Origin of the sequence: Phenylobacterium sp., from assembly GCF_044371015.1 — a bacterium.
Lineage (GTDB): Bacteria > Pseudomonadota > Alphaproteobacteria > Caulobacterales > Caulobacteraceae > Phenylobacterium.
Map to the genome: position 1 here is coordinate 16,604 of NZ_JBILUK010000005.1, position 22,332 is coordinate 38,935.

At 67.3% G+C, this 22,332-nt stretch carries 18 protein-coding genes; 12 read left to right on the forward strand and 6 right to left on the reverse strand.

Annotated features, from left to right (window positions below):
- Nucleotides 1-3 precede the first annotated feature (3 nt).
- Entirely contained in the window at nucleotides 4-1,254 is a 1,251-nt protein-coding gene (locus ACIQ3R_RS00955) for a sarcosine oxidase subunit beta family protein (RefSeq protein ID WP_397414032.1), read from the reverse strand.
- A 59-nt stretch (nucleotides 1,255-1,313) separates the two neighbouring features.
- Between ACIQ3R_RS00955 and ACIQ3R_RS00960 the strand changes: the two genes are divergently transcribed.
- Together ACIQ3R_RS00960 and ACIQ3R_RS00965 are read left to right on the forward strand one after the other, a co-directional pair.
- Nucleotides 1,314-2,321: a dipeptidase gene (locus ACIQ3R_RS00960; protein WP_397414034.1), complete on the forward strand. Its 1,008-nt coding sequence runs from the start codon at nucleotides 1,314-1,316 to the stop codon at nucleotides 2,319-2,321.
- 98 nt (nucleotides 2,322-2,419) lie between these two features.
- Nucleotides 2,420-4,534 (forward strand): TonB-dependent receptor, encoded by a 2,115-nt coding sequence (locus ACIQ3R_RS00965; protein WP_397414038.1) that lies wholly within the window; start codon nucleotides 2,420-2,422, stop codon nucleotides 4,532-4,534.
- A gap of 37 nt (nucleotides 4,535-4,571) precedes the next feature.
- Here ACIQ3R_RS00965 and ACIQ3R_RS00970 read toward each other — a convergent pair whose 3' ends face one another.
- From ACIQ3R_RS00970 to ACIQ3R_RS00980, 3 genes are read right to left on the reverse strand one after another with little or no spacing between them, the layout of a single operon-like run.
- Nucleotides 4,572-5,192 (reverse strand): TetR/AcrR family transcriptional regulator, encoded by a 621-nt coding sequence (locus tag ACIQ3R_RS00970; protein WP_397414040.1) that lies wholly within the window; start codon nucleotides 5,190-5,192, stop codon nucleotides 4,572-4,574.
- 49 nt (nucleotides 5,193-5,241) lie between these two features.
- Nucleotides 5,242-6,396 carry an alpha/beta hydrolase gene (locus ACIQ3R_RS00975; protein ID WP_397414042.1) on the reverse strand — a complete coding sequence of 385 codons (1,155 nt, stop codon included), beginning with the start codon at nucleotides 6,394-6,396 and terminating at the stop codon, nucleotides 5,242-5,244.
- Entirely contained in the window at nucleotides 6,393-7,748 is a 1,356-nt protein-coding gene (locus ACIQ3R_RS00980; protein WP_397414046.1) for an MFS transporter, read from the reverse strand. Before ACIQ3R_RS00980 ends, ACIQ3R_RS00975 begins: the two co-directional genes overlap by 4 nt.
- Before the next feature lie 89 nt (nucleotides 7,749-7,837).
- Between ACIQ3R_RS00980 and ACIQ3R_RS00985 the strand changes: the two genes are divergently transcribed.
- From ACIQ3R_RS00985 to ACIQ3R_RS01020, 8 genes are all read left to right on the forward strand, one after another.
- Nucleotides 7,838-9,556 carry a DUF885 domain-containing protein gene (locus ACIQ3R_RS00985; RefSeq protein ID WP_397414049.1) on the forward strand — a complete coding sequence of 573 codons (1,719 nt, stop codon included), beginning with the start codon at nucleotides 7,838-7,840 and terminating at the stop codon, nucleotides 9,554-9,556.
- 2 nt (nucleotides 9,557-9,558) lie between these two features.
- Nucleotides 9,559-10,320 carry an alpha/beta fold hydrolase gene (locus tag ACIQ3R_RS00990; RefSeq protein ID WP_397414051.1) on the forward strand — a complete coding sequence of 254 codons (762 nt, stop codon included), beginning with the start codon at nucleotides 9,559-9,561 and terminating at the stop codon, nucleotides 10,318-10,320.
- On the forward strand, nucleotides 10,317-11,306 hold the full coding sequence (gene pip, locus ACIQ3R_RS00995; protein WP_397414054.1) for a prolyl aminopeptidase: 990 nt from the start codon (nucleotides 10,317-10,319) through the stop codon (nucleotides 11,304-11,306). Before ACIQ3R_RS00990 ends, pip begins: the two co-directional genes overlap by 4 nt.
- Nucleotides 11,303-13,360 carry a M3 family metallopeptidase gene (locus ACIQ3R_RS01000; RefSeq protein ID WP_397414058.1) on the forward strand — a complete coding sequence of 686 codons (2,058 nt, stop codon included), beginning with the start codon at nucleotides 11,303-11,305 and terminating at the stop codon, nucleotides 13,358-13,360. Before pip ends, ACIQ3R_RS01000 begins: the two co-directional genes overlap by 4 nt.
- A gap of 36 nt (nucleotides 13,361-13,396) precedes the next feature.
- Nucleotides 13,397-15,088, forward strand: a complete 1,692-nt coding sequence (locus ACIQ3R_RS01005) for a DUF885 domain-containing protein (RefSeq protein ID WP_397414061.1) — start codon at nucleotides 13,397-13,399, stop codon at nucleotides 15,086-15,088.
- Nucleotides 15,085-15,759 (forward strand): nitroreductase family protein, encoded by a 675-nt coding sequence (locus ACIQ3R_RS01010; protein ID WP_397414063.1) that lies wholly within the window; start codon nucleotides 15,085-15,087, stop codon nucleotides 15,757-15,759. Before ACIQ3R_RS01005 ends, ACIQ3R_RS01010 begins: the two co-directional genes overlap by 4 nt.
- Nucleotides 15,756-16,940 carry a cytochrome P450 gene (locus ACIQ3R_RS01015; protein ID WP_397414079.1) on the forward strand — a complete coding sequence of 395 codons (1,185 nt, stop codon included), beginning with the start codon at nucleotides 15,756-15,758 and terminating at the stop codon, nucleotides 16,938-16,940. The genes ACIQ3R_RS01010 and ACIQ3R_RS01015 overlap by 4 nt, the downstream gene beginning before the upstream one ends.
- A 70-nt stretch (nucleotides 16,941-17,010) precedes the next feature.
- On the forward strand, nucleotides 17,011-17,949 hold the full coding sequence (locus tag ACIQ3R_RS01020) for an N-carbamoyl-D-amino-acid hydrolase (protein ID WP_397414065.1): 939 nt from the start codon (nucleotides 17,011-17,013) through the stop codon (nucleotides 17,947-17,949).
- 189 nt (nucleotides 17,950-18,138) lie between these two features.
- Here ACIQ3R_RS01020 and ACIQ3R_RS01025 read toward each other — a convergent pair whose 3' ends face one another.
- Nucleotides 18,139-18,894 (reverse strand): AAA family ATPase, encoded by a 756-nt coding sequence (locus ACIQ3R_RS01025; protein ID WP_397414067.1) that lies wholly within the window; start codon nucleotides 18,892-18,894, stop codon nucleotides 18,139-18,141.
- A 43-nt stretch (nucleotides 18,895-18,937) separates the two neighbouring features.
- Entirely contained in the window at nucleotides 18,938-20,458 is a 1,521-nt protein-coding gene (locus tag ACIQ3R_RS01030) for a hypothetical protein (protein ID WP_397414069.1), read from the reverse strand.
- A 650-nt stretch (nucleotides 20,459-21,108) separates the two neighbouring features.
- On the opposite strand from ACIQ3R_RS01030, the gene ACIQ3R_RS01035 reads away from it, so the two are divergent.
- Together ACIQ3R_RS01035 and recA are read left to right on the forward strand one after the other, a co-directional pair.
- On the forward strand, nucleotides 21,109-21,339 hold the full coding sequence (locus ACIQ3R_RS01035; RefSeq protein WP_397414071.1) for a helix-turn-helix transcriptional regulator: 231 nt from the start codon (nucleotides 21,109-21,111) through the stop codon (nucleotides 21,337-21,339).
- Nucleotides 21,340-21,726: 387 nt separating this feature from the next.
- The coding region (recA, locus tag ACIQ3R_RS01040) for a recombinase RecA (RefSeq protein ID WP_397414073.1) at nucleotides 21,727-22,332 on the forward strand (606 nt) is incomplete at its 3' end.

The window sequence follows — 22,332 nt, forward strand, 5'->3', positions numbered from 1 at the left end:
GGCTCAATGCGGGATGCTCGCCGCGCCGGCCTCATCGACCAGGGCGTTGCGCACGAACCGATCGAGACCGAACGCGGCGTTCAGCGCGTGCGGCTCGTCGCGCGCCAGGGTGTGCGCCAGGCAGTAGCCCCCCGCCGGGATCGCCTTAAACCCGCCGGTGCCCCAGCCGGTGCTTAGATAGATCCCCTCGATCGGCGACTTGCCGAGGATGGGGCTGGAATCAGGGGAGACATCGCAGATTCCCGCCCATTGCCGCAGCTGGCGCACGCGCGAAAGGCTCGGAAACATGGAGAGCATCCCGGCCACGGTGGTTTCGTTGACCGGCAGGCCGCCGCGCTGAGCGTAGCTGGGGTAGAGATCCAGTCCGCCGCCGATCACCAGTTCTCCCTTGTCGGACTGGCTGAGGTAGGCGCCCGTGGCGGGCGACAGCACAACCGTGTCCAGGACGGGCTTCAACGGCTCAGACACCATGGCCTGAAGCGCGTAGCTGATGATCGGGAGGCGAAAGCCGGCCTTCTCGGCGAGGACCGAACTGTGACCGGCGACCGCGATCGCGACCTTCGGCGCCTGGATCGGGCCGCGCGAGGTCTCCACGCCGCGTACGCGGCCGCGCTCGATCTGAAACCCGGTGACCTCGCAGGATTGGATGATGTCGACGCCCAGGGCGTCGGCGGCTCGCGCATAGGCCCAGGCGACCGCGTCGTGGCGCGCCGTGCCCGCCCGGCGTTGGATCAGCGCGCCGAGCACCGGAAACCGCGCGGTGGGCGAGCAGTCCAGCGCCGGGGCCAGCCGCTTGACCTCGTCGCGGGAGATCAGGTCGGCGTCTATGCCATTGAGCCGCATGGCGTTGGCCACGCGCCGGTTCATCTCGAGATCGTGGCGCGTATGGGAGAGCACCAGCACCCCACGCGGACTGAACATGATGTTGAAATTGAGCTCGCGCGAGAGACCCTCGTACTGGCGCAGGGCGAAGTCGTAGAAGGCTGCGCTGGAGGCGTAGAAGTAGTTCGAGCGGATGATCGTGGTGTTGCGGCCGGTGTTGCCGCCGCCGAGCCAGCCCTTCTCCAGCACGGCAACGCGCCGCAGGCCGTGCTCCTTGGCCAGGTAGTAGGCGCACGCCAGCCCATGGCCGCCCCCGCCCACGATGATCGCGTCGTACGCCGTCTGCGGTTCCGGTGAGCGCCAGGCTTGCGGCCAGTGCGCATGATCGGAAAGCGCGTTGCGTGCGATCGCCAGCGCTGAGTATCCTCTCATGCGCAAGACTTACGATACAGTAGTGTATGGCGGCAACCCTCAAGCTTGGGAGGCGGACGATGCCGACCGAAGAGAGCCTCGCGAAAGCCCGAACGATCGTTCGCGAGAGCCTCGTCTGGGACAACCATAGCTGCATGCCGCTGCGCCCGGAGGACACCAGCTTCCTGCCGGAACTTGCGGGCGTGCGCGCCGCGGGAACCGACGTCATCAGCCTCAACATCGGCTTCGGGCCCCAATCGCCGGACGAGCATGAGGCGATGCTGGCGAGCTTTTCAGCCTGGGTTGGCGCGCGCGACGACCAGTTCCAACTGGTCCGAACGCTCGACGATGTCGATGCGGCCAAGGCCTCGGGGCGCCTGGGCGTCATGTTCGACGTTGAAGGGATGTATCCGTTGAACGGCGGCCGCATCGACCTCGTTGAGACCTTCCGACGGGGCGGCGTCGGCTGGATGCTGATCGCCTACAACAACGCCAACGACGCCGGCGGCGGCTGTGTCGATCCCGACCAGGGTCTGACGGGATATGGCCGCGAGGTCCTGGCTGAGATGAAGCGTGTCGGGATGATGGTCTGTTGCTCGCACACCGGCCATCGGACGGCGATGGAGGTGATGGAGAGCGCCGACAATCCGGTCATCTTCTCGCACTCGAACGCCAGCGCGCTGTTCGCGCACTACCGCAACATTCCCGACGAGATGATCCTCGCCTGCGCCGAGACAGGCGGGGTGGTCGGCGTCAATGGCCTGGGTCATTTCCTCAGCGCCGATGGCCGCGCGATGCCCGAACACGTCGCGGCCCATATCGACCACATCGCCGAACGCGTCGGCGCGGATCACGTCGCGATCGGGCTGGACTATGTCTTCGATCGCCAGGAACTCATCGACTTCCTGGCGAAGATGCGCGCGACCTTTCCCGACGACGGCGCCTTCCAGGGCGAGCTGGACATGCTGCACCCCACGCGCATCGACGAGGTGACGGCCTGTCTGGTGGAGAAGGGCTACACCCGCGCCGACCTTGAGAAAATCCTGGGCGGGAACTGGCGGCGCGTCGCCGCCGCTGTCTGGCGTTAAGCCGGTTCCAGAGGTCGTTCTGACCGAATGACGACGGACTTGTGACGACGTCAACATACATATATGTATGGTAGAGATTCTAGGGGGAGTTCGTCACGATGTCGCAACGTTCAACCGCGCGTAAGACTGTGCTCGCACTGCTTGCGACAACGTCGCTGGCTCCGGCCGGCGGCGCGTATGCCGCCGAGACCGCGAGCGCTTCGAGCGAGGTGTCCGAGGTCATCGTCACTGCCCAGCGGCGGGAGGAGCGGCTGCGTGATGTGCCGATCTCGATCTCGGCCATCACCTCTGATGACATCGAGAACCGCGGCGCCGTCCGGCTTCAGGAACTGCAGTTCGCCATCCCGGGTCTCTGGAGCGTTGAGACCAGCCCGGGCTCGGAGCGGCTGCAGATCCGCGGCATCTCTCAGCAAGCCGGTCTTCCGACGGTTGCGACCTACCTCGACGAAATGAACATGAACCCCAACGCCGTGACCGGCGGCACCGTGCTTCGCGCGGTGGACCTGGAGCGGATCGAGGTTCTGAAGGGGCCTCAGCCGACGCTCTATGGCGAAGGCTCGATGGGCGGCACCATTCGCTACATCACCGCTAACCCCAACCTCGATGACCTCCAGGGGCGCGGCGAAGGAACCGTCGGCGCGATCGATGGCGGCAACACGGCCTACCGTCTCGAGGGCATGGCGAACCTGCCGCTGGCCAAGGGGGTTTTCGCGATCCGCCTAGCTGGGGCCTACGAATACACGGGCGGCTACGTAAACACGCTGCGCGGCAACAACGTGAACGGCACCCGCTATACGACGCTCCGCGCCAAGGCGCGCTGGCAGCCGACCGACGCCTTTGAGGGCTCGCTCCTCTATATGCGCCAGGAGTGGAACCAGCACGACGCCGACTACGCCAACGCCGCTGGCGACTACAAGTACCCGAACTCGATCCCACAGCCGCAGAAAGGCCACTACGACGTCGCCAACGCGGTCCTGACCTATGACGCGGGTCCGGTCGAACTGTTCAGCTCGACGGGCTATTTCAAGGTCTTCGGCAGCTCGGACGTGTTCTTCCCGTTCGCGTTCCCGATCGGCGGCGGCGTGTTGCTGCCGCTGTCGGTGAGCAGCCGTTCGGTCGGCGCGTTCGAGCGTTGGACGCAGGAGTTCCGCGTCACATCGAAGACCGAGGGGCCGTTCCGCTATGTGGTCGGCGCGACCTACACGGATGATTCTCAGTCAACCGGAGGCGCCAACGCCCCGCCGTTCCCGGCAACCTTGCCGCTCACGCCCGGACAGACCTCGAAGGCCTACGCGATCTATGGCGAAGGCGGCTATGTCAGCGGTCCCGTCACCATCACGCTCGGCGCGCGCTACTTCTCGGACCGGCGCAGCGATGGCGCGCGCAAGCAGTTCCAGCGTTTCAACACCTTCAACCCCCGCGCCAACGTCTCGGTGAAAACCGGAGACAGCGGAATCATCTACGGCAACGTCGCCAAGGGCTTCCGCAGCGGTGGCTTCAATACGCCCGGAAAGTTCGATCCCACCAAGAACGAGGCGACCTACAAGCCTGAGAAGCTCTGGACCTACGAGGTCGGCTTCAAGCAGCAGATGATGGATGGGATCATCAACATCGAGGGCGCCCTCTACTATCACGACTACAAGGGCATCCAGAGCATCCTGCTGCCGATCGACAACGCGCCGTCGATCGGTCGGACGATCAACAGCGGCATCGCGCGGGGCTGGGGGCAGGAGATCTCGGTGGCGGCTCGGTTCATCCCCGAGCTGACCGCCACGGTGACGGGCGGACACAACAACCTCACCTACAAGACCACCAGTCTCTCGGTCATTCCCGGGGATCGGTTGGACAATGTTCCCACCTGGACGTGGAGCGTCGCGCTCGACTATCGCCGTCCGGTGTCCGACAAGCTGACGGTGTTCGCGAATGCGGACCTCGGTTACACGACGGGCTTCACCAGCACCCTGCGCCTGTTCAGCACGCTGGGGATCGTCCAGCGGAACGGCCAACGCTTCCCGATCATCGTCCAGGCCCACTCGCGTGAGGTGCTGAACGCCCGGTTCGGCGCCGACTTCGGGAACATCACGGCCTATGTCTATGGCCAGAACCTGACCAATGACTTCAACGCCACCTACGCCGGCGGCGTGATCCAGCCGACGGAAGGCGCCCGGCCGCGGCCTCGCACGCTGGGCGTCGGGGTGGCGGTCAAGTACTAAGGAGAGCGAGGGTTGTGGGGCGTCCTTGGCGGGCGTCTCACGATTTCGCGCTTGGCGCGCTTCGAAGCTCCGAGATCAGGCCCTCCAGCGCCGAGCCGCCCGCCGTGCCGGTCAGCACCGCGTGATAGTAGGGCGACAGCGCCAACCGGTCTTCCAGGCTCTCCTCGATCGCCAGCGCGTAGTAACCGATCTGATGGAAGTAGGTGATCCGCGCCCGCGCCAGGCTGGCAAGTTCGCCTTCGCCGTTGGCCTGGAAGATGGCCTGCAGCAGGCCGATCCATTCATCGTCAGTGCGGCGCACGAGGGCGGCGACGGCGGGGTCCTTTCGGGCCCAGAAACGGATCGCCATGTCGAAAGTCGGATAGGCCGGATCCTCCTGCAGCCAGATGCGCACGACCTCGACCATGTCAGGTCCGGCCTCGCGCCGGCGGTTTCGCACCTGGGCGATCTCGCTGAGGTTCTGCTGCTTCCAGCCGTCAAGCAGCGCGTCGAGCAGATCCTTCCGGTTCTTGAAGTGCCAGTAGAAGCTGCCCCGCGTCACCTTGAGCTGGCGCGAGAGCCGATCGACCTTGACGTCATCGACGCCGGCGGCGACCAGCACCTTGCGCGCCGCCTCGATCCAGTCCTCCCGCGTGAGTATCTGCCGCCTGGGCGCCAAGGTTGCTACCGTTCAAGAGCCGGGGACCGGCGATAGTCGGCTTGGCCGGTCATGGCAAATCCGGTCGCACAGAATCCTGCAGCACGCCGATGATGAACTCCGGGTGGGTATAGACGAACTGGTGGGTCGATCCGGGCGGCGCGACGACGCGGCGGCTGGCTGACGAAATCGCCATGTAGCGCTCGCGCGAGGTGGCGAAAAACCGCAGCATGCGTGCTGCTTCCGCCCCCTGGGCCGCGCCGACCTCTGGCTCGGCGACAACCTCGCGGGCGTCGCCGGGCGCCACGAGCCAGACGGGCAGGTCGCCGAGGTCGCCGTCGTAGACCACGGTCTCCCAGCCGCAGGTTCCGATGTGGTCGCCCTTGAGCTCATGATAGATTGAGTAGCCCGCGAACTGCGAGCCGGCGCTGACTTCCACCGCACGCAGCTTCACCAGGGCCGGGCCAAGCGTTCGCGAAAAGGCGTCGACCGCCTCGGAATGCGCCGGGTTAGGACGACCGCCATCCGGCCGGGCGGGGACGCCGAACAGCCGCAGCAAACCCGTGCGGAGCGCTTTCGCCAGCATCGTCTCGATGGCCCCCAGGCGCGGGCCGAACACCAAGGTCTCCAGTGGCGTCGCATCGATCAGCACCAGTCGGGCGACCAACTGCGGATATCGGCGTGCGATGTTGGCCGCGAGCAGACCGCCGAACGAGTAGCCGGCCAGCACGAACGGCCCCGTCTCGCCCGCCGCGGCCAGGGTGGCGGCCATCTCATCGGCTTCCCGCGCGGTGGTGCGCGGAAAGGGGCCCGTGTCGCTCCACCCTGTACCCGGGCGATCGATCAGGATCGAACGCGTGACGGTCTTCAGGGCGTCGTGAACGTGCTGCATCGTCAGGCCCGCCGAATGGCTGCCGCCGAAGATCACGATGGGCAGCGTTCCGCTCGCGGCGCCTTCGGCCAGTACATGGATCCGGGTCCCAGCGACATCGACCAGGCGTCCGGGCGGCGGGTGCAGGCGACGGGTTCGCGCCAGGCGATTGAGGTGGATCAGCCCTCCCGCGCTCATCAAGGCGCCAAGCCCGGCGGCGCCCGCGCAGATCCACCAGGTGGCTCCGGTCGACGCGGTCAGCATCCATACGCCAACGCCGACCAAGGCGACGCCCAACGCCAGGCCCGACCACTCGCGCGACAGAATCCGCAGGAGCGTGTCGGGCGCCCTCATGTGGCGGCGGCCTGCGCGTCGGCGCGTTCAACCCGAGCGATGGTGTCAGGGAGCGCGCCGGAGCCCCAGCGCAGGAAGAGGAGGCCGCCGAGCAGCCCGGGGATCACCACGCTGCACATGGCCAGCAGGATGCCGTTGTGTCCCGGGAACACGCGATCGGACAGCATGCCCACCAGCCACGGCATGAACGAGCCGAAGATCACGGTCACTGTGCCGCCGATCGCCACGACGCGGCCGCGCATGTGGGCCGGCGCCATCGTCTGCAGCACCGTCGGCGAAAGCGAATTGGCCATGAAGGTGAAAGCGATCTTGGCCAGCATCAGGGCGTAGAACTGGCCGGACGTCGTGATGAGCGGGATCGGCAGCGTCACCAGCAGCGCCACCAGCAAGGCGGCCTGGGCCACCAGCATGGGGGCCGCATCGCCATATCGAGGCCTGACGAGGCGCACCGCAAACCAGGCCAGGGCGACGCCGGTCAGCGAGGCCGCGCCGCCCGCAACCCCGAGGAACTGGCCGATCTTGGCCGGGCTCTCGCCGAACACGCGCTGCAGGATGACAACATTCCACTGGGACTGTGCGCCAAAGGCGGCGTAGCTCAGGCCGAAGCCGAGGAAGATGCCGGCGCTGGTCCGGGCGTTGGTGCGGAAGTAGGCGGCGACGCCTTGCCGGTTGGCCGACGGCCCCGCGACGGGTGTCGTTCGCTTGAGGCGCATCACCAGGATCATGACGGCAAGCGCCGGACCGCTGATGGCGCTGAGCACCAAGGTCGAACGCCAGGCTTCGAGACCGGACAGAACCTTCGGAAGCTGGCTGGCGTTCGCGGCGACATAGCCAAACAGCGTCCCGCCGAGCGCCATGCCGATATAGGTGCCGAGCAGGACGCAAGTGACGAAGACGAGATTGGCGATGATCCACTTCTCGCGCGGAAACAGGTCGGGAATGACCGAATAGGTGATCGGACCCAACACCGCCTCGCCGACCGCGATCCCCATGGCGAACAGGAACATCGCCCCGAAGGTGCCGGAGAGGCCAAAGCCGACGGTCGCCGCCGACCAGATGAGCACGCAAGCCGCCAGGAGCCAGCGACGATCCACCCGATCGGCCAGCCAACCGACCGGGATCGTGGCGATCGCGGTGACGAAGGTGAGGGCGAGGCCCGTCAGCAGGCCAAGCTGGGCGTCCGTGAGATGCAGCGTCCGCTTGATGGATTCCGCCGCCAGACCGATGAGCGCACGGTTGACCGACCCCACGACGGACGCCAGGACAATGACCATCAGCCCGTACCACGCCCAGGCCAACGGCTGGCGCAGCGGCGCTGGGACGGGTTCCGATGATGCAGCGGCGTCAGTCATGGCGCTCCCCCTGAGCTATCCACCGGACAGCTTGAACCATACAGAACTGTATGTCAGTGTCCAGGCGCTCCGGACGAGGGTTTTGGGACATGCGGCCAACCAGTCGTGAGGCCTCCGCGGCGGATGGGTCGCAAGCCCTGGCGAAGCTGTGCGACGCCTACTGGAACCACGAGCGCAGCGAGTCGCCCTTGTCCGCCGTCCTGGCCGGGGAGCCCTGCGATGATCCCGTCCTTTTCCGCGAACACCCTGAGGACTATGCGCGCCGGGATTCCGCGGCGGCGGCGTTCCTCGCCGAGCTGAACGGCCTCGACCTGCAAGGTCTCTCTCTCCAGGAACGCGCCACCTGCAGCCTCCTGCGACGAGAGCTGGAGGGCCGCCGCGGGCTCTACGCCGTCGCTTCACATCTACGGCCGGCGCTGCTGCCGGTAGGGCCGGACTTCAACACGGTCTTCTATTCGAACTCGGTCAGCATCGGCGACGCTCAGGCTGCGGAACTCCACGCCGAGCGCCTGGCGCGGTTCCCGGCGTTCCTTTCGGACATCCTCGCGGGGCTTCGCGAAGGCTATGCGCGCGGGATCCGCTATCCGGCCATGGTGCTGGCCGCGGCGGCGGCGAACACCCGGCGCATCGCCGCCGCGCCGGCCGAAGCCTCGCCCTGGCAGGCGCCGTTCGCGCGCAGTCCGCTGGCCGGCGAGCCCGCCGTGGCCCGATGCGCGGCGCGGGCGTTGACACTCATCGACGCCGAGCTCCGCCCGGCGCTGAGCGCCTACGCCGACGCCCTGGCCGGGCCGTTGGCCGTCGGCGCCCGCGAGACGATCTCCTGCGCCGACGCGCCGGACGGGCGCGCCTACTACGCCGCCCTGGTGCGCCACTACACAACGACCGAGCAGTCGCCCGAGGCCATCCACGAACTCGGCCTTTCCGAAGTGGCGCGCCTGGAGGCCGAGATCGCAGAGCTTGCCGGCGACGCCGGGTTCGCGGGCGATGTCGACGCCTACCGCCGCTTCCTTACGACCGATCCCCAGTTCGTCGCGGCCGACGCCGAGGCGCTGCGCGCCCGCGCCGCTGTCATTTGCAAGGGTGTCGACGCTCGCATTCCGGCCTTCTTCGGCCGCATTCCCCGCGTGACCTATGGCGTCGAGAGCGTGCCAGCGGCGCTCTCCGAGACCCTGCCGCCCGCCTACGCCCAGCCTGCGCCCTCCGGCGGCGCGGCGTCAGGCACCTTCTGGGTGAACGGCCTGCCCGACCGGTGCCCGACCTATCTGCTGCCCGCCATGGCCGTGCACGAGGCCTGGCCGGGGCACCTCATGCACATCGGTCTCATGGCCGAGCTTGATCATTTGCCGGCGTTCCGGCGCCATGGCGCGACCAAGTACACGGTCTGCGTTGAGGGCTGGGCGCTCTACTGCGAAGAACTGGGCAAGGAACTGGGGGTCTACCGCACGCCGCACGACCACTATGGCCGGCTGGAGATGGAGATGTGGCGCGCCTGCCGGCTGGTCGTCGACACGGGCATCCATCGCTTTGACTGGCCGCGCCAGAAGGCGATCGACTATCTGTCCGCGCGTCTGACCTTGAGCGCCGACGCCATCTCCGCCGAGGTCGACCGCTATGCTGCGTTGCCGGCCCAGGCCCTGGCCTATCAGATCGGCGGTCTGAAGGTGCGCGAACTCCGGCGCCGCGCCGAGGACCGTCTCGGCTCGCGCTTTTCCCACCGCGCCTTCCACGAGGCGGTCATGACCGCCGGCGCGGTCACCCTGCCGGTGCTGGAGGATCTGGTCGACGGCTGGCTGGCGGAGGCGGCCTGACCATGCCGCAGGATCCGGCGAGCGGCGTCTATTGGGAAACGCATGGCGCGGGTCCGGCGGTCTTCGTCGGCCTGCCCCTGATGGCGTCGCACACGCAGGTGTTCGGCGAGGCGGCGAGGCCGATGCTCGACGCGTGGCTGGCGGCGCTGACCCCGCGCCACACCGTGCTGCTGGCCGACTACCCGGGCATCGGCCGCAGCGCCGACCACGATCCGGCGACCATGACCGCTGACCGTGTAGTCGCCGACCTGCTCAGCGTGGCGGCCGCCGCGGACATCGAACGCTTCGCGTGGGCCGGCTACTCCTGGAGCGGCGCAGTGGGTCTTCAGCTTGCGACCCGGAGCGAGCGGGTCACCGCCCTGGCGATCGGCGGCTGGGCCCCTCTGGCGGCGCCCTACGACGGCATTCGCGCCGCGAGCCACGCGCGCATCGGCCGTGTGCCCGACCACGCCCGGGTGATCCTTCGGAATGCGGATCAGTACCGGCAGTGGGCGAGCTTCTACGACAGCCTGGTCGGCTGGAACGAGGCGGTCGCGGTCAGCGCCCTTAGGATCCCCGCGCTCCTCTACTTCGGGGCAGAGGGCGACCTTGTCGAGGACGGCTTCGACGTGCCGATCGCCAGTCGCTGTCGGGATCATCGAGCGCGGCTGGAAGAGCTCGGCTGGCAGGTGCGCGAGATATCCGGCTTTGGCCATGACGTCATCGGCCAGAGCGACCTGGTGCTGCCTATCGTGGCGCCCTTCCTGGCGGCGCACGCGCGATGAGCGATCCCGCCGCTCAGCGATCGCCCCTTGCGCACCTGGATTTCCTCTACCCGCCGATAGAGGCGGATCAGAGCGGCTACCTGGAGCCGCAGGACGGCCATAGCGTCTGGTGGGAGGCGAGCGGGGCTCCGGAAGGTCTTCCGGTTCTCTTTCTGCATGGCGGGCCGGGGGCCCCGTCTCGGCCGCACCATCGTCAGTTCTTCGACCCTGCGGGCTACCGCATGATCACGCTCCACCAGCGCGGCTGCGGGCGTTCGACGCCGCTGGCGGAAACGCACGCCAACACGACGCAGACCCTGGTGGCCGATATCGAGCGCCTACGCGTCCACCTGCAGATCGACCGCTGGCTCATCATGGGCGGAAGCTGGGGCAGCGCCCTGGCGCTGGCCTACGGCGAGGCGCATCCCGAGCGGTGTCTGGGCTTTGTCCTCTTGGGGGTCACGCTGAACCGTCCCGGCGACTGGGGCTGGTGGTGGAACGGCACGCGGATGCTGTTCCCCGAGGCGTTCGACGCGTTCGTTTCGAAGCTCCCGCCAACCCTGCGCGCCACCCCCTTGCAAGGCTATCATCACCAGCTGATGGACCCAGATCCGAGGATCCACCTGCCGGCGGCGAAGGCACTCTGCATGTTCTCCGCGGCCACCGTCGCGCGCCGGCCGAGTCCGGCTCAGGCCGCCGCCTACGATGACCCCGACGTCGCCCTGCCCCTCGCGCGCCTCTTCACGCACTACAGCGCCAACGGGTTCTTCCTTGGCCCAAATCAACTTTTGGAGGGATTGGACGTGCTTGTCGACAAGCCCTGCGCGATCCTCGGCGGGCGATACGATGTCACGACGCCGATGGAGTGCGCTTGGCGTCTGCACCGCGCCTGGCCCGGCTCGACTCTGACGATCCAGGAGGACGGCGCGCATGCCCTTTCCGATCCGGCCTCGGCGCGCGCGCTCCTCGATGCGCTCGAAACGATGAAGTCGAGGCTAAGGTCATGACCGGTCACGGCGAACTCGACCCGACCGTGCGCCAGCTCGTCGACCCCTGGCCAGGTCCCTATGGCGGCGTGCCTCCGTTCGACTTAGCCACACCAGAGCGCATTGAGGCAGCTGTTCTCTGGGCCATGGCCGAGAAACGGCGCGAGATCGCAGCGATCATCGACAATCCCGCCGCCCCCGACTTCGCCAACACGATTGAGGCGCTGGAGGACTGCGGTCGCGCGTTGCGCCGCGCGCAGTGCCTGCTCTCAATGCAATCCAGCACCCTGGCCGTGGGGGCCGCGCCCGAGGTCCAAACGCGCTTGGCGCCTCGGCTCGAGGCGCTGGAAGACGAGATCGCCTTGAGCACGCCCCTGTTCGCCCGGATCGAGGCGGTGCACGCGGCCCGCGCAGACCTCGACGCCGAGGCGGCGCGGTTGGTCGACCTGTGGCGGCAGAAGATGATCCGGCGGGGGGTCGACTCGGCGCCTGACGTGCGCGCGCGCCTGCAGGCCGTCAACGCCGCCATCGCCGAAACCCAGTCGCGGTTCCATCGCAACATGGTGGAGGACGTGGCCCGCTATGTGCTGATCGAGCGGCTGGAAGACCTGGACGGCGTCCCGCCGGAGGCGCTCGACGCGGCGTCGCGGCTTGCGCAGGCCAAGGGCCACGCCGGGCAATGGGCGATCGCCAATGTGCGCCCCGCGGTCTGGGCGGTGCTACAGCGTTGCCGGGTGCGCGAGACGCGCCGGCGCGTGCGCGAAATGTGGGTCACCCGCTGCGCGCTCGATGGGCCTCAGGACAATCGCCCCATCATCGCCGAGGTCGCAAGGCTGCGCGGCGAGAAGGCGCAGCTTCACGGCTATGCCAGTTTCGCGCACTTGGCCACAGCCGGACGCATGGCTGGCGCCCCCGAGGCGGCGCTGGATCAGATGATGCGCACCTTGGGTCCGGTCCGTCGCAACGCCCAGGCGCGCCTGGTGATGCTCCAGGCGCTGGCCGACGCCGACGGGATAGATGGACCGATCCAGCCGTGGGACTGGCTCTACTATGTCGAACAACACCGCCAGCGCGCCTTCGGGCTCGATGGCGAGGCCGTGAAACCCTACCTCACCCTGGACAACGTTCTGGCCGCGATGCTTGACGCCGCCGGCCGGCTCCACGGCCTGACGTTCCGCTGGCTCTCAGGAGTACCGACCCTGCATCCCGATGTGCGGGTGCTTGAGGTCTCACGGGCCGGGGAGGTGGTCGGGGTCATCTGGTTCGACGTTCTGCTGCGCGAGGGCAAGATGCGCAGCTCCTGGCAATACGAGATGCGCGCCGCCGAGACGTTCCGGGGTCGGGTCATTCCCCTCTCCAACGTCTGTTCGAACCTCGACGGCCGGCTGGCGGATGGATCCGTGGTCATGGGCTGGGAGTACGCCAACGTGCTCTTCCACGAGTTCGGCCACGCCCTGCACATGATCCTGAGCGAGGCGCGCTATCCCTCGCTCGGACCGATGGCGATAGAGTGGGACATGGTCGAGCTGCCGTCCCAGCTCAATGAGCGCTGGCTCTATGACCGCGACCTGATCGCCCGTCACCTGCGCCATCGCCAAACCGGTGAGCCGATGCCGGACGCGCTGATCGACGGCATAGAGGCGGCGTTCCAGTTCGACCGGGTCTTCAGCGTCGGGCTAGAATATCTGTTGCCGGCCATCGTGGACATGCGCCTCTACCTCGCCGCCGATGGGGGGCCGGTCGACCCGCTGGCGATCGAACGGCAGGTCTATGAGGAAGCGCAGCCGCCCGCCGCGATCGATCCGATCTTCTTCCTGCCGCATCAGTATCACAGCTTCACCGACGTCTATGCCGCGGGGGTTTACGCCTATCTCTGGGCCGACGTGATGGTCGCCGACGCCATCGAAGCCTTCCTCGAGGCCCCCGGCGGACTCTACGATCCCGGCGTCGCCCAGCGCTGGCGCGAGACCATATTGACACGGGGCGCGGCGGTTCCGGGCGCCGAGGCGTTCCGGGCGTTCCGCGGCCGCGATCCCGAACCCGATGCGCTGCTGCGGCGCTTCCAGCTGGCCTGACCCCGCCATGGTCCATCGAGCAAGGAGAGCCTAAAGATGTTCGATCCGATAGGCGCCGCCATCCGGATTATCGACGATGTGCGTGATGCGGTGGCGCCTGCGGTGCTCTGGCCTGCAAACGGACGGCTGAACGACCCCAGCCTGGCCGGCGCGCAGGCCCGCGCGGCCCTGGGCCGCGATGTGGTGGCGCGGATTGCGGCGATCGACGTGGACGCTTTGCCCGGCGCGCTGGCCCGCATCCTGCGGATCATTCGCGGACGGGCGGAGTACTGGGTTGTCCAGCCCGCCTGGTACTGGACCGTGTTCGATCCGGGCGGCGGCGAGATGTTCTCCATGTTCGCGCTGACACCCTATGGGGGCAGCGGCGTGCTGACCGGGCTGCCGGCCGCCCTGGGGCGGGCGGACCTCTCCAGCGAAGCGGCGCGCGCGCGCTATCTCGCCGGCCTGCACGATCTGGGCGATCAACTGGACGCCTTCGCCGCGCGCACCCGAGGCCAGGCCGAGCGCAAGATCTTCATGCCGCGCGCCCAGGCCGAGGCCGCTCGCCAGTTGCTGCACCGGCTTTCGACCGATCTGCCGCGCGGTCTCAGCATCGACGAAGCCCGTCTGGCGGGGGAGGTTGCGTTCAAACGCGAGGTCGAATCCGTCGTGGCCCGCCGCGTGACGGGCGGCCTCAGCCGTATCGCCGACGTGCTGGACGCGGCCTATCTCGGCCAGACCCGGGAGGCGGTGGGCCTGATGCACTATCCGGACGGCGCCGAGATCTATGCAGCGCTGGTCCGCCTGCACGGCAACACCGACCTATCTCCGGCGGAAGTCCATGAACTGGGCCTTGCGCGGATGAGCGCAATCCGCGCCGGGATGGCTGCGGCGCGGCGCGACGCGGGGTTCGAGGGCGATGACCGCGCCTATCGGGCCCACCTCGACGCGGATCCAGCCTGGCGTGCCAGCACGCCGCAAGCCCTGTCCGATGTCTTTGAGCGCTACATCGCGCGGTTGCGTCCGCACATGGCCGGGGTGTTCAACCTGCTGCCCCAGGCCGACTACGGCGTTCGCCCGCTACCCGAAGCGATGAGCGCCGCCATGACCTTCGGCTACTACGATGCGCCGTCGCCGGCCAAACCGCGAGGCGAGTATGTGTTCAACGCCCAGAACCTCGCTAAGTCCAACACCTCGACCCTCGCCTCTCTGAACTTCCACGAGCTGGCGCCCGGCCACCACCTGCATCTGGCGCTGCAACGCGAGAACCAGGGCCTGCCGGCCTTGCGCCAGTGGTGCATGCCGACGGCCTATGTCGAAGGCTGGGCTGAGTATGCGGTCACGCTCGCCGAGGAGTTGGGCATGTTCGAGCATCCGGCCGAACGCTTTGGCCGCTACATAAACGAGGCGTTCCTGGCCTCGCGGCTGGTGGTGGACACGGGCCTTAACGCCCTGGGCTGGAGCCTGGAGCGCGCGCGGGCTTACATGGCTGAGAACAGCTTCTTCCCAGAAACCGAGATCAACTCTGAGACCCTGCGCTACAGCGCCGACATCCCCGGCCAGGCCCTGGCGTACAAGCTGGGCGACCGGGCGATCCTGGACCTGCGCGAGGCCATGCGCCGCCGGCTGGGCGCCCGCTTCGACATCCGCGACTTCCACGACGTGGTCCTGGGCGACGGGGCGATGCCGATCCCGGTGCTGGCCGAGGCGGTGGAGGCCCGCACCCGGGCTCTGGAGGCGGCGCCATGAAGCCTCACGCCAGCGTCCCCTGGGCGCCCTATCCGCCAATGACCGACGCGGCGCGGACCGCCGCCGCCCAGGCGTTTTTGGAGGAAATCCGAAGCCGGCGCACCTGCCGCGACTTCACTGACGACCCGGTTCCGCGCGCGGCGATTGAGGCGGCGATCCGCGCGGCCGGAACCGCGCCGTCCGGCGCCAACCACCAGCCCTGGCACTTCGCGGTGGTCACCTCGCCGGATCTGAAGCACCGAATTCGCTTGGCGGCCGAGGAAGAGGAGCGGGCCTTCTACGCCGGCAAGGCCGGGGGCGAGTGGCTCGAGGCCCTGGCCCCGCTCGGCACCGACGAAGACAAGGCCTATCTTGAGCGAGCGCCGGCGCTGATCGTGGTCTTCGGCCAGCGAAAGGGCGGCCTTACGCCCGGCGAGATGCGCCAGAATTACTACATACACGAGAGCGTCGGCATCGCCACCGGCCTGCTCCTGGCTGCGCTGCACGCCGCGCGGCTGGCGACCTTGACGCACACGCCCAATCCCATGGCCTTCCTCAACGAGATCTGCGCCAGGCCGCGCCACGAGAAGCCGCTGATGATCGTGGTGGTCGGCCATCCAGCGCCCGATGTCACGATCCCGACCCACGCGCTGATCAAGAAGCCATTGGACGAGATTTCGAGTTGGCTGTGACGCCGGTTGAAGCCGCGACCGTCGCTGACACGATCACGCTGCAGGCGCTGTCCGACGATCCTTACCCGATCTACGCGGCGCTTCGGCGCACCGCACCCGTGGCCTGGGTTCCGGCGCTCGGCATGTGGATAGTGACCCGGTACGATGACGTGCGCGTAGTTCTGCTCGATAGCGAGACCTTCGTCACGGGCACGGACGCCTCGCTGATCTATCAGACCTTCGGCGCACAGATGCTGGCCTGCGAGGGTGAGCAACACCAAAGGCAGCGCCAGCCCTGGCTGAACGGCGCATTCATGCCCGCGGGCCTCGGTGACGCGTTGCAGACCAGCCTGGTCGCCCGGACCGCTCAGCTTCTCGACGCCATCGTCCCGAAAAGGCGGATCGAGTTCCGCCAGGCCTTCGCCGCGCGGCTGCCGGTGCTGGTGATGCTGGATCTCTTCGGCCTGCCGGACGACGCCGAGACGCCGATGCGGGCCTGGTATGACAGCTTCGAAGCGGCGTTGAGTCGGGGAGGCGAGGCCTCGATCCACGCCGCCCGCGCGGCCGACGCCTTCCACGCCCTGGTCCAGTCGGAGATCGACGCCAGCCGCGCGGGCCGCGGGCGCGGCGGGCTGTTGCAAGCCTTCATGGACCGTCCGGCCGAGACCCGCCTTGCCGACGACGAGATCCGGCGCAACGCGCTGATCCTGTTCTTTGGCGGGATTTCGACGGTCGAAGCCGTCATCCTCAACCTGCTTTGGGCGCTGCTGCGCCATCCGCCCGCGATCCAGCGTGTCCGCGACGAGCGGCCGCGCCTGGACGCCGCGTTCGATGAGACCATGCGCTGGGTCTCGCCCGTGCAGTCCGCTACCCGCCACACGGTCCGCGCCAGTCAGATCGCCGGGGTCGAGATCCCGGCCGGGACGACGGTGAACTGCATGTTGGGTTCGGCCAATCGCGACGAGACGATGTTCGGCGCGCCAGACGCCTTCGATCTCGATCGGCCTAACGCGCGCCAGCACCTAGGTTTCGCCGCGGGGCCCCACTTCTGCCTCGGCCGCCACCTGGCCCGCGCCGAGGCGCTCGTGGCCCTGAACGGCCTGCTGGATCGAACGCAGAGCCTTCGCCTGGAGGCGCCCACCATCGGCCCCTCGGGTCACGAGTTTCGGCGGCCGCAATCGCTGTGGCTGGAATGGGATTGATCGTTCGCGCGCCGCACCCCCTGATCCCTCCACGACGCGCGCCGCCGCGCGCCGCTCGGAGCACCGCGCCATGACGAACGGAACGGACGCCTCGCGCCTCACCTGCGCGGTCGTGCAACTCCCTGGCCTCGGCGCAGCTGATGGGCGCGAGATCGCGGTCGCCCGGATGGTCGACGCCTTGGCCGAGGCGGCGAGCAAGGGCGCGCGCTTCGTCGCGTTTCCAGAACTGTGCCTGACCACCTTCTTCCCGCGCACGTGGTTCGACGACATTTCCGACGTCGACCGCTTTTTCGAGCGCCAGATGCCGAACGCGGCGGTGGCCCCGCTGTTCGAGGCGGCGCGCGCCGCCGGCGTGGCGTTCACGTTGGGCTATGCCGAGCTCGCGCCCGGCCCGGACGGCCCCCAGCGCTTCAACACATCGATCCTGGTGGCGCCCGACGGCCGGATTTTAGGTCGCTATCGAAAGGTTCACCTGCCGGGGCACGCCGACAACAGGCCGCATCTTCCGTTCCAGCACCTGGAGAAGCGTTACTTCGAGGTCGGCGACACCGGCTTCCAGGTGACAGACCTGCAGGGCGTCAAGGCGGGCCTGTGCATCTGCAACGACCGGCGCTGGCCGGAAACCTACCGGGTGTTGGCCCTGCGCGGCGCCGAGCTTGTCGCCCTGGGCTACAACACGCCGACGCCATACACCGACTATGACGAGCCGGACCACCTCAACATGTTCCACCACCGCCTATCCGTGCAGGCCGGCGCCTATCAGAACGGCCTGTGGGTGCTGGCCGCGGCCAAGGCGGGCGCGGAGGACGGCTTTCGCCTGATGGGCGGGTCCTGCATCGTGGCTCCCACCGGCGAGATCGTGGCCGTTGCGGCGTCGGACGCGCCCCAGGTTCTCGTCTACGATTGCGACCTGACCCTCGGTCGTTCGATCCGGGCCCACATCTTCAACTTCGCCGCCCACAGACGGCCTGAGTACTATGCTCCAATAACGGCGCCGATCAGCGGGTAGCGCGTCGCGCCGGTGGTGTTGGTCTGCGGTGAGACCCGGCCTCCGTATCAGCATAGGGGAATCGGCCTCTACGCTCATCGGGCCGGAGCAGCCTTCAGACGCCAAGCATCGGTGGTCGCGCCTGGTCAAATTTCGAATGACCACCCAGAATCCACTAGAGAGGTAAGTCATGCCGGGCCGCGGGATGTCCTAACAGCCCAACGCCAGAAGCTCCCGAACAGCTTCAACCGTGGCGGGCTTCCCGGCGGCGGTTTCGGTCAACTCTTCGACGAGATCCTGAATACGCCGGAAGCTCCGACTTGAACGCCGTTCGTTGACGTGCCCGATCAACGCGCCCAGCGCTCCTTCGTCCACGATGCCACTGGCCTCAAGATAGAGCCGGATGTCGTCATCGGTGACGTCGCCATAGTCGAAGGTCTGGACGTAGAGCGCTCGGTCGGCCACAGCGGCGGAGATCACGCTGCGGCCGTCCAGGTCGGTCTGGAGCGAGAACTCGTTATTGCCGACGAACACCAGCCCGAGCGGAAAGGGCGCGTAGCAGCGGTCGGCATCATTCCAGTAGCGCAGCGATTCAATGGCTTCGCGTGAGAGGTTCTGAGCTTCGTCGAAGACGAGGGTGAGCTTCGGAAAGTCCGCCACTTGGTACTCCGCCCGCCGAGCCGCGGCCGGTTCTGCGCCAGCCCAGCCGCAGATCGTACTGAAGATGTCGTTCCGCAGCTCCCAGAGCGAGCTTGGAAAGTGCACCGACGGCGAGCCCGCAAGCCGGCGGACGGCGTCGAGCACGTGCTGCAGAACAAGCACCTCGCGCGCATTTCGACGGGCCACCTTCACCACGACAGCGCCGTCGGGGATCTCGCGGCAAAGCGCATCGATGGCGGTCGTCTTGCCGATGCCGGGCGGGCCGGAGAAAACGGCGATGCGCCGACGGTCGTGGGCGGCGTGCATGCGCACAATCAGTCGCCTAGCGATGGACGTGGCAATGAAAGCGTCAGTCATCGCCGCGCCTGCGTCGCTCGAGCCGCTCAGTCAGTTCCATTTCCCTCAGGCGCCTGCGTTCGCGTGCGGAGACGGGATCGGGCGGTGATGGTGCGCGTAGAGCTTCAGCCAGGTGCTCGGCCTGGGCGCCGAGGTCCATCCCATTGCCGAGCCTTCCCGTTGGAAACGCAGGGGTGGCTTGAGCCACCGACCTAAGTTTGATCCCGATGGGATCGAGCTTCGGTGCTTCGCGCGCCAGCTGGGCGACATATCGACTTTGCGCCTTCTGCCGCTGGCCTGTCTCGCGGGCGCCTTCGATCCAGCGGGCGGGGAAGGGGACGTCCGGCGACAGGCGCACCCACGGCCCGCTCGGAACCTTCGCCAGCGGACGGGCGTCGCGCCGCCAGGGCAGGGCGATGTCCACCGCCGTCCGGCCCGGCAACGCCGAGATGCCCGGATGATGGAACCGCTGGCCGCGGATCTTGAGGATGCCGCGGTCGATGCGCCTAGAGTCATGGTCGCAGAACGCGGCGTCGAGCGCGACGGGATCCACCGTCGCCGGCTGCCAGCCCTCGGCACGCTTAGCTTCCAGCCAGTCGCAGGGTGAGCGGTCGCGCCAGAGCCCGCCGATGGGGCGGGTGTTGTGATCGGCGACGAGACCAATGACCACGGAGCAGAACTCATCCCAGTCGCCTGGAAAGGCGTCCGGGGCCTTGCCGACCCGCTGGGTCTTCTTGGCCATGCGGTTGGGTCCGGCATAGCCGGGCAGGAGTGAGAAGACGTAACGGTCGAGGCGCGCGAACATGCTCTCGATCGGTTTAGCCGAGGCGTTGTAGGGCCGTGCGAAGATGATCGTGCGAGCGCCTGGCTCGTTGATGGACCCCAAGGCGCCCTGGATCCTGGTCAGCGCCGCAAACTCGGCCCCGTTGTCGAGGTAGAGCCCTTTGGGAAAGCCCCAGTTGGGATCGCACACCATCGCCAGGAAGGCCTCGATCACATGTTCCTGGCGGACCCCTTCGCCCTGACCCAGCAGGACCGGGTGGACGAAGATCCGGTTCGTGCCGGCGTCGAGGAATGCCACGATCTTCGGCCAGGCCATAGTGCGATCCGGACGCCGCACGATCACATCGAGGTGCTTCACGTCGCCCACGACACGCTCCATCGGTGCTAGGCCCGTCCAGTCCCGGCGGATGCGCGGCTTCGCATCGTCGAACGCCTTGCGGTCGTTGCGGCGCTGGTTGACGACCCGGAACGGGGCGAACGCCTCGACCCGGCGGCGGGATAGATGGAAGGCATCCGCCGGAAGACTCAGCGCCCTGGCCTCGCAGCTCCCTCGCAGTAGCGCTTGCGCCAGCCTACGGACTTCGCGCCAACCGGCCGCTTCCGCCCGCGATGCCCAGAGGCCCTTCAGTGAACGCTCAAGCTCTTCTCCAATCTTGACCAGCAGGAGAGGATCCAGGTTCGCGGCCAGGGCGGCCCGATCGAACGCGCGGGAAACAGCGACGCGGCGCTGGCCGGAGTTTGAAGGTCGCACTGAGCAAAGGCCCCGAACGCCTTGCGCCTCATATGCTTTGATCCAGCGATACAGTGTCCGAACGCTCTTGCCCTCACGGCTCGCTGCGTGGGCAACAGTCTCACTGCGTTCGGCCGAGCCATGTGGGCAGGAAATCGCCTCGCGAATTGCCTCCCACCGGTAGGCGGCAACTGATCCGGGCGGATTGGACGGCGGGGGTGCAGGATCACCACGATCCGGCGCACTTCCATCCTCGTCATCGGTCCGTAGCATGGCCGGCAGGCTGTCGAGCGCAATTTCGTTCACCAAGCCGGACCGGCCCCCGCGTCCGACACGTTGGCGCACGGCCAGGATGCATCCGCGCCACGGCAGCCCGCGTTGGGACGCACGAATGGCTTTGTTGGCTGCTTGAGGGCTGATGCCGGCCATCGCGGCAAATTCCTCTGTCACGAGCCAGATGCGACTATCCGACATGGTCGCCACAAATCCGAAGGTCGGATCGCCCTGCTCGCGCAGCTTGCTGCTGTGATCCCCGCTCTTCAGCGTGCGGATTTGTGGCTAGCATGTTGCGCCGGACGACCCTCAAACTTCAAAAGTGTTATGAACATAACAATAATTGCCACTTCCGCCAGCCGAAACTGTTGTGAGCATAACATATTTCGGACGCGCCCATGACGGTGAAGCTGACTCGAGAGGCCATGCGCGCCGCTCGCGCGCTTCTGGGCATGACAATGCAGGAGCTAGCGCCGCAGCTCGGCGTGTCCCCGACGACCTTGAACGGCATTGAGCTCGGCAAGCCCGTGCGTGCGTCAACGGAGGCGCGCATCATCGAGGGCCTGTCCCGCCTTGGCGTGGAGATCCTCAACGGTGATGGAACCGGAGCCCGTCTGCGGAAGCCTTAGGGGGCAGGAAACTGCGCCCAGTGCTTCGGAAGGCGTCCCTGGGCAGGTTTCTCATTCGGTTTCTCAGTGAGCCGCGACTGAGAAACCGCCTGCAAGTTTCCCCAATCTTTTGAATGGCTGATCTGGCATCCAGTTTGAGAAACCTGTTCACGATACCGGAGTTTCTCAACGAGCAGCGAAGCGGTCCGAATTCAGACACTTGGCTGCCGCCGAGCGACATTCTGAATGGGCCGCCAGCGACAAATCCTATGAGCCGTCCCACCACCTTTAGCTCTCTGCGATTGTGTTCTGAGAACGTCTTGCGAACACAGAACAAAGATAGTACGAAGAGAGTCGGCGAGCGGGTGGTCGTTCGTTGGCGGAATCGTGGGATAGGGAAAGCTGGCTATGGCGCAATCAGCATTGAAGCTCGTGGGAAAAGAAGACGGAGACAAGCAGCGGGCCCTTGAGGCGGCGCTGGCGCAGATCGACCGGGCCTTCGGCAAGGGCTCGGTCATGAAGCTTGGCGAGAAGGGCAAGATCGTCGAGATCGAGTCAGTCTCTACGGGCTCGCTGGGTCTTGACCTGGCTTTGGGCATCGGCGGGCTGCCGAAGGGCCGGATCGTCGAGATTTACGGGCCGGAGAGCTCGGGCAAGACGACGCTGGCGCTGCATGTGGTGGCCGAGGTCCAGAAGGCCGGCGGCACCGCCGCCTTTGTCGACGCCGAGCACGCGCTGGATCCTTCCTATGCGCACAAGCTGGGCGTGAACCTGGATAACCTTCTGGTTTCCCAGCCGGACACCGGCGAACAGGCCCTCGAGATCACTGACACTCTGGTGCGTTCAGGCGCGGTGGACATCATCGTGATCGACTCGGTGGCGGCGTTGACCCCGCGCGCGGAAATCGAAGGCGAGATGGGCGACAGCCTGCCGGGCCTGCAGGCACGTTTGATGAGCCAGGCGCTGCGCAAGCTGACCGCCTCGATCTCCAAGACCCATACCCTGGTCATTTTC